The sequence below is a fragment of the Bacillus sp. CHD6a genome (assembly GCF_001293645.1).
Classification (GTDB): domain Bacteria; phylum Bacillota; class Bacilli; order Bacillales; family Bacillaceae_I; genus Sutcliffiella_A.
Window position 1 is genome coordinate 165191 of sequence record NZ_LBMD01000006.1, and the last position, 14591, is coordinate 179781.

Genomic DNA, 14591 nt, shown 5'->3' on the forward strand with positions numbered 1-14591 from the left:
TCGAAATACATGACAAAGCTAGATGAAACATTAACAATGTTAAAAGATCTAACAGATGCCAAGGGTATTCCCGGCAATGAAAAAGAACCACGCGACGTAATGAAAAAATACATAACACCATTCGCTGATGAAGTATTCACAGACGGACTGGGAAGCTTAATTGCTAAAAAAGTAGGGAAAGCAGACGGACCAAAAGTAATGGTTGCTGGTCACTTGGACGAAGTGGGCTTCATGATTACACATATTGATGACCGCGGATTTCTTCGCTTCCAAACAGTCGGCGGCTGGTGGTCCCAAGTTATGCTGGCACAACGCGTAACTATCGTAACTTCTAAAGGTGACGTAACAGGGGTAATCGGTTCTAAACCACCGCATATACTGCCTCCTGAAGCACGCAAAAAGCCGGTAGACATTAAGGACATGTTCATCGACATCGGTGCATCCAGCCGTGAAGAAGCACAAGAATGGGGAGTACGCCCTGGCGACCAGGTTGTTCCTTACTTTGAATTCACGGTCATGAACAACGAAAAAATGCTTCTGGCAAAAGCTTGGGATAACCGTATCGGTTGTGCCATCGCCATTGACGTGATGAAGCAGTTAAAAGACGCCGATCATCCAAACGTAGTGTACGGAGTAGGTACAGTTCAAGAGGAAGTGGGATTGCGTGGTGCGAAAACTTCCGCAAACCTGATCCAACCCGACATCGGATTCGGTGTGGACGTAGGAATCGCTGGAGATACTCCTGGGGTTACCGAAAAAGAAGCTCTAAGCAAAATGGGGAAAGGCCCGCAAATCATTCTATATGATGCATCTATGGTCTCCCACAAGGGATTACGTGACTTTGTAACAGGTGTAGCTGACGAAATGGAAATTCCATATCAATTCGACTCTGTTGCAGGAGGCGGAACAGATTCCGGTGCCATCCACCTGACAGCTCGTGGTGTACCTGCTCTTTCCATCACAATCGCAACACGCTACATCCACTCTCACGCAGCAATGTTGCACCGAGACGACTATGAGAATGCGGTGAAGTTGATCGCGGAAGTTATTAAGAAGTTAGATGCTGATACAGTAAGCAGATTGACGTTTGATTGATCGTTTTTTTGTTTGATATGCCCTGCCGCTCACGTTTTGTGGGCGGCTTTTCTTGTTAAGGCACTGAGAAGGAGAATGAAGACCTCTGTTAGGTGGAAGAGAGGTCCTCAATGCCCGTTTGGAGAGAGAATGGAGCGGAATGGGTGTAGAGGAGGCGTCTCTTTGCCCGATTGAAGGGAAAATGGAGTTGAACGGTAGTAGAGAAGGTGTCTCTCCGCCCGTTTGAAGAAAAAATGAAGCGGAAAGGAAGTAGAGAAGGCGTCTCTCCGCTCGTTCGAAGAAAAATGGGTGCGGAAAGGAAGTAGAGAAGGCGTCTCTCCGACCGTTAGAAGGAAAAATGGAGCGGAACGGTAGTAGAGAAGGTGTCTCTCCGCCCGTTAGAAGAAAAATTGGAGCGGAACGGTAGTAGAGAAGGCGTCTCTCCGCCCGTTAGAAGGAAAAATGGAGCGGAACGGTAGTAGAGAAGGTGTCTCTCCGCCCGTTTGAAGAAAAAATGAAGCGGAAAGGAAGTAGAGAAGGTGTCTCTCTGCCCGTTTGAAGAAAAAATGAAGCGGAAAGGAAGCACAGAAGGCGTCTCTCCGCCCGTTAGAAGAAAAATTGGATCGGAACGGTAGCAGAGAAGACGTCTCTCCGCCCGTTAGAAGAAAAATTGGATCGGAACGGTAGTAGAGAAGGAGTCTCTCCGCCCATTTGAAGAGAAAATGAAGGGGAACGGTAGCAGAGAAGACGTCTCTCAAACCACTAGAAAAAATAGGAGCAAAACAGCTTACAAAATAAAAAACAGCTCCTCAAAGGAGCTGTCTTAATCCAATACTATTTCAATCCATCCTCTAAAGTTGAGAGCATTTCAGCTTTGTCCTGCTCAGAAGAATTCTCCCAAATCACTTCAAACAATACGCCTAAACCTGGAAGCATTTTTTCTTCGCCTTTATTGATGGCATCTAAGATTGTCTCTCTAAGCTGGTCTTGAGAATTTCCTTCCACATTCTGACGGATCGCATGACGTAAATTCAAATTCATCCTTATCACCTCGTAGGGAAAATAGTATCAACACCTAGCATGTCCAATAGGTGGTTTAATTATGTGCACAAAATGCGTATAATAGCAGTATTGAGTAGCGAAAAAGGAGAAACAGTATTGAAACATATAGAATCCATCAAGAATAATAAAGTGAAACAGTGGAAAAAGCTGCAGAAAAAGAAAGAACGTGAACAATCTGGAACTTTTATCATTGAAGGATTTCATCTGGTTGAAGAGGCCTTGAAAGTGGAGAACCTTGTGGAAGAAATCATCATTTCAGAAGATCGCACCGTTCCGAATGAGTGGAATCTTAATCATGTGGAACTAATATATGCGACTCCCAATGTGTTAAAAGAAATTAGTGAAACGGAAACACCACAAGGAGTCGCAGCGATTTGCAGAATTCCGGCACAACACACACACACTATCCAACCTAATCAAAAAATTCTTTTGCTCGATAATGTTCAAGACCCGGGAAATGTGGGCACTATGATAAGAACAGCGGACGCTGCCGGAATGGACATGGTGATTTTAGGAGAAGGATGCGCTGATCTATACAGCTCCAAAGTTATACGTTCTACGCAAGGGTCGATTTTTCACCTGCCGATAGCAAGAGGAGATCTCAAAAGCTATATACAACAATGTAAAGAGCTCAACACACCTGTTTACGGAACTTCCCTGCAAAATGGATTGCCGTTCCAACAAGTACAACCATCCCAATCTTTCGCGCTGATTCTTGGCAATGAAGGAAAAGGAATGGCCCAAGAACATCTCAATATGACAAACAAGAACCTTTTTATCCCTATCCATGGACAAAGTGAATCCTTGAATGTCGGGGTCGCAGCGGGAATTTTAATGTATTATTTACGTGGATAGAGTTGCATCTGCCACATGTTTTCAATATAATATAAAAATAGTTACATACTGAGCAAAGCAATGAGAGAGGCAAGTAACTCATTTCAGACCTTATCAGGGAAAAGGTGCCGCAGACTGAAAGCATCTTAAAGGAAGAAAGAGTGAATATTTCACCTCTTGAGTGACACTTAGACCAGCAGGCTTAAGCGATGCTGTAAAGGTGGACCGGTTAGATAGCCGTTATCTGGAACAGAGCGAACAAAGAGTAATTTTGTCTTTGTTAACTAGGGTGGTACCGCGAATATCTCGTCCCTTTTTGAGGGGCGAGTTTTTTTGTTTATTTTTAGGCACTGTTTAACCCCACTGTTGATTTCCGCACTGGGCTTCGCTTTCGCCCTGTGCTCCAATCAACAACTGGAAATTTACAACCTTACTCAAAATTGAACCAAGGAGGAATAGATGTGGAACAACGATTGAAGGAATTAGAAACACTTGCTATTGAGCAAGTAGAACAAGCACAAGACTTAAAAGCACTAAATGAAGTCCGTGTGGCGTACCTAGGAAAAAAAGGTCCTATCACGGAAATTTTAAAAGGAATGGGTAAGCTTTCAGCAGAAGAGCGTCCAAAAATGGGAGCGCTGGCTAACGTCGTTCGTGGAAATGTGTCTGAGAAAATTGAAGCAAAGCAGGCTGAACTTGAGAAGGCAGAAGTAGCGAAAAAGCTTTCATCTGAAACAATTGATGTAACGTTACCTGGCCGTCCGGCACCAACAGGAAATCCGCACCCATTAACAAAAGTTATCGAAGAGATCGAAGACCTGTTCCTTGGAATGGGCTATACAATTACAGAAGGACCGGAAGTCGAAACGGACTACTACAACTTTGAAGCATTAAACTTGCCGAAGGATCACCCTGCCCGAGATATGCAGGATTCTTTCTATATTACAGATGAAGTACTTTTAAGAACACAAACTTCCCCTGTTCAAGCAAGAACGATGGAAGCGAACAAGGAAAAGGGACCTATTAAAATTATCTGTCCTGGTAAAGTGTATCGCCGTGATGATGATGATGCGACTCACTCCCACCAATTCACCCAAATTGAAGGACTTGTGATTGACGAGAACATCAGCATGAGCGACCTTAAGGGAACGCTTGAAACGTTTGCGAAAAAGATGTTCGGCGAAGACCGAGAAATCCGTCTGCGTCCTAGCTTCTTCCCTTTCACAGAGCCGTCTGTTGAGATTGACGTAACATGTGCGAAATGTGGAGGCAAAGGCTGCAGCATGTGTAAAGGAACTGGATGGATTGAAATTCTTGGAGCTGGTATGGTTCATCCACGTGTCCTTGAAATGTCTGGTTATGATCCGAAAAAATATCAAGGATTTGCTTTTGGAATGGGACCTGAGCGTATTGCGATGCTTCGTTACGGCATTGACGATATCCGCCATTTCTACACAAACGATCAACGTTTCGTGAAGCAATTCAATCGAGTTTAAGAGGAGGGGAAACCATGTTAGTATCTTACAATTGGTTAAAAGATTACGTAAATATAGATGATATTTCTGCTGAGGACTTGGCGGAGAAAATTACAAGAAGCGGGATTGAAGTAGAAGGCGTGGAAATGCTGAACGACGGGATCAAAGGTGTCGTAGTTGGTCATGTCTTGGAAAAGGAACAGCATCCAGACGCGGATAAGTTGAATAAATGCCAAGTTGATCTTGGAAACGGTGAAACTGTACAAATTGTCTGTGGTGCCAAAAATGTAGACAAAGGCCAGAAAGTAGCAGTGGCAACCGTAGGGGCAGTGCTTCCTGGTAATTTTAAGATAAAGCGTGCCAAGCTTCGCGGCGAAGAGTCTAACGGAATGATCTGTTCCTTGCAAGAGTTGGGGATTGGTTCTAAGCTTGTGGCAAAAGAATTCTCGGAAGGGATCTTTGTATTCCCAAATGATGTGGAAGTTGGTACTGATGCATTAGAATATTTAAACCGAAATGACAAAGTGATGGAACTAGGGCTTACACCAAACCGCTCAGATGCATTAAGCATGCTGGGTGTGGCATATGAAGTCGGCGCCATCCTTGGACGTGAAGTAAAATGGCCATCTACTGAATATGAAGCAAACAGTGAAGAAGCTTCCGACTATATTTCAGTAAATGTGGACGCTTCAGAAGACAACCCGTTATATGTCGCTAAAGTAGTGAAAAATGTGAAAATCGGTCCTTCACCGCTTTGGATGCAAGGTCGCCTGATGGCAGCAGGAATCCGCCCACACAACAATGTGGTCGACATCACCAACTACATTTTATTAGAATATGGTCAGCCATTGCATGCGTTCGATTATGATCGTCTTGGCAGCAAGGAAATTCTTGTTCGCCGTGCTCGCAAGGATGAGAAAATCACAACCCTTGACGATGCAGAGCGTACGTTAACAGAAGATCACCTTGTTATCACAAACGGAACAGAGCCTGTCGCGCTTGCCGGTGTAATGGGTGGAGCGGATTCAGAGGTTCAATCAGATACAACGACTATCCTGCTTGAGTCCGCATACTTCAATGGAGTGACTGTACGTAAAGCATCAAAAGATCACGGTCTGCGCAGTGAAGCAAGTGCCCGCTATGAAAAAGGAATCGATCCGAACCGTACACGTGAAGCAGCAGAGAGAGCTGTTGCACTAATGGCAGAATACGCTGGCGGTGAAGTGGTCGGTGGTTCCGTGGAAGTAAACACTCTGAAAATAGAACCTGCTGTGGTCACCACTACTGTCGAAAAAATTAATAGCGTGCTTGGAACTTCCATCACTGCTGCGGAAGTGAAAGATATTTTCACGAAGCTGCAATTTGAGGTATCTGAAGACAACGGCAGCTTTACAGTTACTGTTCCAACTCGTCGTGGGGATATCACGATTGAAGAGGATCTCGTTGAGGAAGTGGCACGTCTTTACGGATATGACAATATTCCAACTACACTGCCTGTAAGTGCTGCAACACCTGGCGTATTGACTCCATATCAAGCGAAGCGTCGTAAAGTTCGCCGTTATCTGGAGGGTGCTGGTCTAATCCAAAACATCACGTACTCCCTGACAAGCGATGAGCGCGCGAAGCAATTCGCCCTTGAACATGGAAAAGCGATCCGCCTAGCGATGCCGATGAGTGAAGAGAGAAGCACATTGCGTCTGAGCCTTGTGCCGCATCTTCTAGAAGCGCTACAACATAATATCGCTCGTTCCTTGCAAGCGAATGCAGTATATGAAATTGGGTCTGTATTCATCGGAAAAGATGGAGATGTTTTACCTGAGGAAAAAGAACGCCTTGCTGGTGCACTAACAGGTCTATGGCAGCAACATCCATGGCAGGGGGAGAAAAAAGCAGTTGATTTCTTTGTAGCCAAGGGAATTTTGGAAGGCATGTTCTCTATGCTTGGAGTGAGTGAAACAATCACTTACGCACGTTCTGAGAAAGACGGTTTACACCCTGGACGTACAGCAGAAATCTTACTGAATGGAGAAAGCATTGGTTTCATCGGTCAGCTTCATCCAGAAAAATTAAATGAACTGGACCTCCCTGAAACATATGTGTTTGAGCTTTCCTTAACAGCACTACTGGGAGAAGGCATCGGAGAAATACAATACGAAGCAATCCCGCGTTTCCCATCCATCAGCCGTGATATCGCACTTGTGGTGGATCAGGAAACTCCAGCAGGTGAGTTGGAAGCAGTCATCAAAACAACAGGCGGCACCCTTCTGAAGGAAGTACAGGTATTCGACGTGTACGAAGGTGACAAAATCGACTCAACCAAAAAGTCAATCGCATTCGCATTACGTTACTACCACCCAGAACACACACTAACGGACGAAGAAGTAACAAAAGTTCACACAAAAGTGCTTCAAGCAGTCGAAGAAAAATTCAACGCAGTACTAAGAAGCTAATATAAAAGAAAAGGGATTCCATGTGGGATCCCTTTTTGTCCTTTTTTGGGTAATGAAACATTCAACACAGTGATTTCATTGACCTAGGAGGTTAACAAAAGCTTTCTTATCAAGTTACCTGAAAAACAGTAGGATTTGTGCATGGTGCTATCTAACTCCGGATCAAATGCCGAAGACTACTACGGGAAAGTTAACAGTCTCCGCCCGAAACTCTTACAGGAAAGCAAAAACGGTAACAGAGCAGGTGTCTCTCCACCCGAAACTCCTCCAGAAAAGCAAAAACGGTAATAGAGCCTGGTTCTCACCGCCCGAAACTCCTTCGGAAAAGCCAAAACGGTAACAGAGCAGGTGTCTCTCCACCCGAAACTCCACCGAAAAAACAAAAACGGTAATAGAGGAGGTGTCTCACCGCCCGAAACTCCACCGGAAAAACAAAAACGGTAACAGAGGAGGTGTCTCACCGCCCGAAACTCCTCCAGAAAAGCAAAAACGGTAATAGAGCCTGGTTCTCACCGCCCGAAACTCCTTCGGAAAAGCAAAAATCGGTAACAGAGCAGGTGTCTCACCGCCCGAAACTTCTTCTTAAAAACAAAAACGGTAATAGAGCCGTGTTCTCACCGCCCGAAACTCCTTCGGAAAAGCAAAAAAGGTAACAGAGGAGGTGTCTCTCCACCCGAAACTCCTCCAGAAAAACAAAAACGGTAGCATAGAAGGTGTCTCTCCACCCGAAACTCCTCCAGAAAAACAAAAACGGTAGCATAGAAGGTGTCTCTCCACCCGAAACTCCTCCAGAAAAACAAAAAAGGTAACAGAGGAGGTGTCTCACTGCCCGAAACTCCTTCAGAAAAACAAAAACGGTAACAGAACAAGTGTCTCTCCACCCGAAACTCCTCCAGAAAAACAAAAACGGTAATAGAGGAGGTGTCTCACAACCCGAAACTCCTGCAGAAAAGCAAAAACGGTAACAGAGCAGGTGCCTCTCCATCCAAAACGCCTTTAGAAAAACAAAAACGTAGAGCAAGGAAGCGACAATGTGGAGAACCCACAGGCGACAATAAATAGCCGAGGTGGTTTAAGGTCCCCATTTACGGACTAAAACAACGTAGATTAGCTATTATTGAAACTCAAAATCTTAGGTCAAGCTGTTTTTGCCCGTTTTTTTACTAAAAATAGGTATTTCGAATGATTTATAAGAACGCGTGTTCTGTTTTTTAGATAGAATGGTATAATAGAGTAGACAGTATAATAGGAACGGGTGGTGCGGTGAATCCCTGTGGAGAACGGGGGTGACCGTATGAGCGAGATGCAGCTTTTCCTCACATCAGGACTATTCCTCTTTGCGCTTGTAAATCTAGTAATCGTGTTAATAAAAGAAATGACAAAAAAATAACCCACCCGTGACTTCTAATTCGCTGTTAGGCAGTCGGGTGAGTTACTTATTACGTTCGACTCCACAGTAGCCGTGCTTCTGCGGAACTTATACTGTCAAGAGTCAAAGTGCGTCCAACACTTTGGCTTCTTCAATCATGTGTATACTCAAATTATAGCATAAGACAACCAACTGTATACGAAATATCGATTGGTAAAGTTATCTGACCAGTTTTTTTGCCTTCAGCGTATTGGCAAAATGGACTTTTGCCACTTTGTTCAAAAAGCCTTCTCCATGTTTTTCAATCACTCTTGCAGCTGCAGAATCCACTTTTGAACCTGCTCCTTTTGGTATTGTTATACCCGCAAGCTCGCTCAGCTTTTCCATCTCTTTTAAGAAAGAGTACCTTGCGATAATGGAAGCCGCGGCCACGGAAAGGTGCAGGCCTTCTGCTTTGGTATGAAAATAAACATTTTCACGAACAATTTTCTTCTGTTGCGCCACATGTCGATAGTAAATCCCAGATTCAGCAAACTGATCAATGAGTATTGCATCAGGTTTCTCTGGGGCAATTTTATCTAATACATGTTGTAATGCTTTATTATGTAATAACGCCTTAATTTTCCCCTGGGACATACCACTTTGTTGCAGTTCATTATACTTTTCATTATTTAAAACTAATAGGCTGTAAGGAACATGCGGCAAAATTGCTTTTGCTATCCTCACAATCTTTTCATCATTTAATGTCTTCGAATCCTGCACTCCCAGTTCTTTCAATTTATCCATGTGTTCCTTTTTTACATATGCGGCACAAACAGTAATCGGCCCAAAATAATCTCCTGTCCCTACTTCATCAGATCCGATGACAGAAAGGGAAGCAAACCCTGCAGGCAAGGAGGATTTCACTGATGAAACAGTAGTTGCTTTTTTGCTAGCTTTAGCTGGTGCATCCGTTGCCCCAAATCCCTTCCAAATGTTCGCTTCCTCTTCCGCCCCTTTTCCTTGGAACAACACTTTTCCAGACTTGTATGCTGTAATATTACAAGTAGGCGATTTGGCAACAAAAATAGCTCCAGTAGGAAGCTTATTTATCTTATGTTCCTTATAGAAACTTTCTATTTTGTTTAATATAGTTCCAGATACCTGGATGACTTGATATGACAATTAATTCACTCCTACTACAAAATTTTACATTTTTCCATGTTTCTTTTCCACTTTACTACGTTTCGTGGTATTATAAAGATTAGGATTTTAATGAATGGGGGCATACACGTTGTCAGAGCATAAAACTCGCACAACTGTCGACATATATGGACAACAATACTCGATTGTTGGTACGGAAAGTATAAGTCACATACGACTTGTTGCTTCCATTGTCGATGAAAAAATGAGAGAAATCAATAGCAAAAATTCAAACTTGGACATCAGTAAACTGGCAGTCCTTACTGCGGTGAATGTTGTACATGATTATATCAAATTAAAAGATGAATACGATATGCTTGAGAGAGAATTAAAGAAAAAGGGTTGAGTACGATGTTAGACTTGATTATTATCTTTCTATTTATTATGGGACTGATTGTTGGAATCCGCAGGGGATTCATTATGCAGATTGTCCATCTTTCCGGCTTTATAGCAGCCTTTGTGGTTGCATATATGTTTTATGGTGATTTAGCACCGAAATTAAAACTTTGGGTGCCTATGCCGAGTTTTGGCAATGCTGAGTTTTCTATGTTTTTTGAGACGATAAGTCTAGATACGGCTTATTATAGGGCTGTTGCTTTTGCGATTCTTTTCTTCGGAACAAGGATTGCTGCGCAGATAATCGGGTCTATGCTGGATTTCCTTTCTCACCTACCGATCTTGAAACAGGTGAACAGTTGGGCAGGGGCAGTGTTAGGCTTTGTGGAAGTTTACTTGATTGTGTTTATTTTCTTATACATAGGAGCATTGGTTCCTCTTGAGATGGTGCAGACTTCAATCAGTGATTCGTCCATGGCAAAGGGAATTGTAGAAAGTACACCGATATTCTCAGAAAAGCTACAAGAGCTATGGTCAGGTTATACGGCAAGCAAGCAATAATTCAAATGGTAAAACAGGCCTTCTTTGGGCCTGTTTTTTTCATGGAAACAGTTTGTTCGATTGTACATTTGCCTCATTTATTTGTATGATTTAATAAGATAAGTCTACATAAGGTCAGGTGAAGTAATGTGAATAAAAAACAAATCGTAAAATGGCTTGAAACGATTGCGACATATATGGAATTAAAGGGAGAGAATGGATTTAAAGTTTCGGCATTCAGAAAAGCTGCGCTGGCACTTGAAAATGATGAAAGAAGCTTAAGTCAAATAGAAGATTTTACAAAGATTAGTGGTATTGGAAAAGGGACTGCAGCTGTCATCCATGAAATTTTGGAAACAGGGAAATCCTCCGTTTTAGAAGAGTTGCAACAAGAAGTTCCAGAAGGATTAATTCCGTTATTGAAATTGCCTGGGCTTGGTGGCAAGAAAATAGCGAAACTTTATCAAGAACTAGACGTAGTAGATATGACAAGCTTAAAAGAAGCGTGTGAACAAGAAAAAGTGCAGGTGCTTGCCGGATTTGGGAAAAAAACAGAAGAGAAAATCCTTGCTGCAATAGAAGAAGTCGGAAAACGTCCAGATCGTTTGCCGATCTCCTTTATGACGCCGATTGCAGAACAAATCGAACAATTCCTTGCAACCGTGGATGGAATAGAGAAATACTCGCGTGCAGGAAGCCTGCGCAGATACAGGGAAACCATTAAAGATTTGGACTTTATCATTTCCACAACAGAACCTACAAAAGTACGGGAGCAGCTTGTGAAAATGGATAGGGTGATAGAAATTATTGCAAATGGTGATACAAAAGTGTCCATCATTTTAAAATATGATTATGATGTGTCCGTTGATTTCCGCATGGTGGAACCTTTAAGCTTCCCGACAACTTTGCATCATTTTACCGGATCAAAAGACCATAACGTCCGTATGCGCCAGCTTGCAAAAGACCGCGGAGAGAAAATCAGTGAGTATGGTGTGGAAAATGTTGAAACAGGAGAAATGAAGCACTTCAAAACGGAAGAAGCGTTTTTCCGTCATTTTAACCTGCCGTTCATCCCGCCTGAGATAAGAGAAGATGGGACAGAAGTGGATTATGCTTTAGAACATGGAGAGATACCATTGGTGTCATTGGATGACATAAGAGGAGATCTTCATATGCACTCTACGTATAGCGATGGTGCGTACACAATAGAAGAGATGATAGAAGCAAACCGTGCAAAAGGGTATAAGTATATGGCGATTACCGATCATTCTCAATATTTAAAAGTAGCGAACGGTTTAACTCCGGAACGTCTTAGACAGCAAAAGGAAGAAATCAAGAAATTGAATGAAAAGTATGAGGATATTACGATTTTATCCGGTGTGGAAATGGACATCCTGCCAGACGGCTCTCTTGATTATGATGATGAATTAATGGAAGAGATGGATATTGTCATCGCATCGATTCATTCAAGCTTTTCACAAAAAAGAGAAGTAATTATGGACCGCTTGAGAAAAGCGTTGGAAAATAATCATGTCGATATTATCGCACATCCTACAGGGCGTCTGATTGGACGCAGGGAAGGATATGATGTGGATGTGGAAATGTTGATTCAGTTGGCGAAAGAAACAGATACTGCGCTTGAGCTTAACGCCAATCCCAACCGTTTGGACCTTGCTAGCCACTATGTCCGACTCGCACAGGATGCTGGAGTGAAGATTGTCATCAATACAGATGCACATAGCATCGACATGTTGGATCATATGGAAGTGGGAGTGGCAGCGGCAAGAAAAGGGTGGATCAAAAAAGACAATGTAATCAATACATGGTCACTGGACGAGTTAAAGAAATTTTTAACACGACACCATACGTAAGGTAAAGACAGAAGGGAGTTATGGTACCGTGCAACCGAGGGTTTTAAAGGTATTGGAATTTAATAAAGTAAAAGATAAACTGGCAACTTTTTCGGCTTCCTCTTTAGGCAAAGAAAAAGTTGCGCAATTAACACCTGCCACCAATTACGAAGAAGTGGTAAGAAGACAGCTGCAAACAGATGAGGCAGCAACTGTCCTTCGTTTAAAAGGGGAAGTGCCACTTGGAGGAATCACTGATATCCGAGCACATGTAAAACGTGCCGAGATTGGCGGGACATTAAACACTCATGAACTATTGGATATCGCAGGTACCATTTATGCGGCGCGAAAGCTAGACCGTTTTGTGGAATCTGTATTAGAAGAAGATATATCCATTCCTATATTGAAAGAATATATGGATCAGCTAATCATTTATCCTGAACTTGAACGCAATATAAAAAATTGTATAGACGAATATGGAGAAGTACTGGACGGAGCCAGTGATAAGTTAAGAGGAATCCGTCAGCAATTAAGGTCCACAGAGTCCAGGGTGCGAGAAAAACTGGAGAGCATGATTCGTTCTTCTAACGCACAGAAGATGTTGTCAGATGCCATCATCACCATTCGTAATGAACGGTATGTCATACCGGTAAAACAAGAATATCGCGGTTCGTATGGTGGGATAGTACACGATCAATCCTCTTCAGGTGCAACATTGTTCATTGAACCTCAACAGGTTGTGGACCTAAACAACGTTCTTCAAGAAGCAAAGGTGAAAGAAAAGCTGGAAATAGATCGTATATTAGCTGAGCTTTCAGCAGAAGTGGCAGAAGTGGCACGTGATCTTCTAGAAAATGTTCACATACTCGCAGAAATAGATTTTATGTTTGCAAAAGCAAAGTATGGAAAGCATATCCGCGGAACGAAGCCTGAAATTAATAATGATAAATATATAAGGCTGGTTCAAGCAAGACATCCTCTTATCAATGAGGATGAGGTGGTCCCGAACACTATGGAGCTTGGAAAAGACTATACATCTATCGTTATTACGGGTCCTAATACAGGTGGTAAGACGGTAACGTTGAAAACACTTGGTTTGTTAACGATTATGGCGCAATCTGGATTGCATGTACCAGCTCAAGATGGGTCGGAAGTGGGAGTATTCTCTGCCGTTTATGCAGATATTGGGGATGAACAATCCATCGAGCAAAGCTTAAGTACATTCTCCTCGCATATGGTCAATATTGTAGATATTCTTAAAAAAGTAGACCATGAGAGTCTAGTTCTATTTGACGAACTTGGCGCAGGTACAGACCCACAAGAGGGAGCAGCACTTGCTATCTCGATTTTGGATGAAGTATATCAACGAGGTGCATGTGTCATTGCAACTACCCATTACCCAGAATTAAAAGCATACGGTTATAACCGTGATGGGGTAGTAAACGCAAGCGTTGAATTTGATGTGGATACGTTAAGTCCTACGTATCGTTTGCTTATCGGGGTACCTGGTAGAAGTAATGCGTTCGAGATTTCAAAACGTCTAGGTTTGAGCATGGAAGTCATCGACCGGGCGAAAGGTTTTGTCAGTGAGGATAGCAACAAAGTGGAGAATATGATTGCTTCTTTGGAAGCTTCTCAAAAAAGAGCAGAAGAAGAATGGAAAGAAGCAGAAAAAATAAGAAAAACATCGCAACAACTGCATGAAGATCTGGAACAGCAAATGCAGGAGCTGAACGAACAACGCGATAAATTATACGAAAAAGCAGCCGAAAAAGCCGAGAAGATGGTAGAGGATGCCAAGGAAGAAGCAGAAAAGGTAATTCGAGAATTACGCAAGATGCGCATGGAACAGCACGCCAATGTAAAAGAGCACGAGTTAATTGATGCCAAAAAACGACTGGAAGGCGCCGTGCCTACCGTTAAAAAATCTGCAACCACAAAAAAACAAGAAGCTACCAATCAAACACTGGAGCCTGGTGACGAAGTAAAGGTATTAAGTTTAAACCAAAAAGGACATCTTGTGGAAAAAACGGGAGCCAAAGAATGGCAAGTTCAGATTGGTATCATGAAAATGAAAGTGAAAACGAAAGACATTCAATATGTAAGCAGGCCAAAGCCTGTGGAAACCAAGCCACTGGCTACCATCAAAGGGAAAGACTATCATGTCAGCATAGAGCTTGACCTTCGAGGTGAACGTTTTGAGAATGCACTCATGAGAGTGGAAAAATATTTGGATGATGCTACATTAGCAGGTTATCATCGTGTTTCTATCATTCATGGTAAAGGAACCGGAGCGCTGCGTGTTGGGGTGCAGAATTATTTGAAGAACCACCGTTCCGTTAAAAATTATCGATTTGGTGAGGCGTCTGAAGGTGGCACTGGTGTTACCGTCGTCGAACTGAAATAAGAGGGGAGCCTG

General features: G+C 42.8%; 10 protein-coding genes and 1 other annotated feature. Of the genes, 8 read left to right on the forward strand and 2 right to left on the reverse strand.

Annotation, left to right across the window (positions count from 1 at the left end; all coding sequences use genetic code 11):
* Window positions 1-9 precede the first annotated feature (9 nt).
* A complete protein-coding gene (locus tag AAV98_RS06900) occupies window positions 10-1095 on the forward strand; it encodes a M42 family metallopeptidase (RefSeq protein WP_060664829.1) in 1086 nt (361 codons plus the stop codon).
* 813 nt (window positions 1096-1908) lie between these two features.
* On the opposite strand, the gene sspI is transcribed toward AAV98_RS06900, so the two are convergent.
* The gene (gene sspI / locus AAV98_RS06905; protein WP_010195705.1) at window positions 1909-2115 is read right to left on the reverse strand and encodes a small acid-soluble spore protein SspI; all 207 of its coding nucleotides are present in this window, start codon (window positions 2113-2115) and stop codon (window positions 1909-1911) included.
* A gap of 72 nt (window positions 2116-2187) precedes the next feature.
* Between sspI and AAV98_RS06910 the strand changes: the two genes are divergently transcribed.
* The 3 genes from AAV98_RS06910 to pheT all read left to right on the forward strand — a co-directional run bounded on the left by AAV98_RS06910 (window position 2188) and on the right by pheT (window position 6895).
* Window positions 2188-2991 carry a TrmH family RNA methyltransferase gene (locus AAV98_RS06910; protein ID WP_197284243.1) on the forward strand — a complete coding sequence of 268 codons (804 nt, stop codon included), beginning with the start codon at window positions 2188-2190 and terminating at the stop codon, window positions 2989-2991.
* Window positions 2992-3042: 51 nt separating this feature from the next.
* Window positions 3043-3287: a binding site (T-box leader), on the forward strand.
* 144 nt (window positions 3288-3431) lie between these two features.
* Window positions 3432-4466, forward strand: coding sequence for a phenylalanine--tRNA ligase subunit alpha (gene pheS / locus AAV98_RS06915; protein ID WP_060664830.1), 1035 nt, complete (start codon window positions 3432-3434; stop codon window positions 4464-4466).
* Between the two features lie 14 nt (window positions 4467-4480).
* The gene (gene pheT / locus AAV98_RS06920; protein WP_060664831.1) at window positions 4481-6895 is read left to right on the forward strand and encodes a phenylalanine--tRNA ligase subunit beta; all 2415 of its coding nucleotides are present in this window, start codon (window positions 4481-4483) and stop codon (window positions 6893-6895) included.
* Window positions 6896-8483: 1588 nt separating this feature from the next.
* On the opposite strand, the gene rnhC is transcribed toward pheT, so the two are convergent.
* Window positions 8484-9428, reverse strand: a complete 945-nt coding sequence (gene rnhC / locus AAV98_RS06925; RefSeq protein WP_060664832.1) for a ribonuclease HIII — start codon at window positions 9426-9428, stop codon at window positions 8484-8486.
* Window positions 9429-9522: 94 nt separating this feature from the next.
* Here rnhC and zapA point away from each other — a divergent pair, with 94 nt between their 5' ends.
* The 4 genes from zapA to AAV98_RS06945 all read left to right on the forward strand — a co-directional run bounded on the left by zapA (window position 9523) and on the right by AAV98_RS06945 (window position 14579).
* Window positions 9523-9792, forward strand: coding sequence for a cell division protein ZapA (gene zapA, locus AAV98_RS06930; protein ID WP_060664833.1), 270 nt, complete (start codon window positions 9523-9525; stop codon window positions 9790-9792).
* A 5-nt stretch (window positions 9793-9797) separates the two neighbouring features.
* Entirely contained in the window at window positions 9798-10343 is a 546-nt protein-coding gene (locus tag AAV98_RS06935) for a CvpA family protein (RefSeq protein WP_060664834.1), read from the forward strand.
* 128 nt (window positions 10344-10471) lie between these two features.
* The gene (gene polX / locus AAV98_RS06940; RefSeq protein ID WP_082380803.1) at window positions 10472-12193 is read left to right on the forward strand and encodes a DNA polymerase/3'-5' exonuclease PolX; all 1722 of its coding nucleotides are present in this window, start codon (window positions 10472-10474) and stop codon (window positions 12191-12193) included.
* Window positions 12194-12221: 28 nt separating this feature from the next.
* On the forward strand, window positions 12222-14579 hold the full coding sequence (locus AAV98_RS06945) for an endonuclease MutS2 (RefSeq protein ID WP_060664835.1): 2358 nt from the start codon (window positions 12222-12224) through the stop codon (window positions 14577-14579).
* Window positions 14580-14591 lie beyond the last annotated feature (12 nt).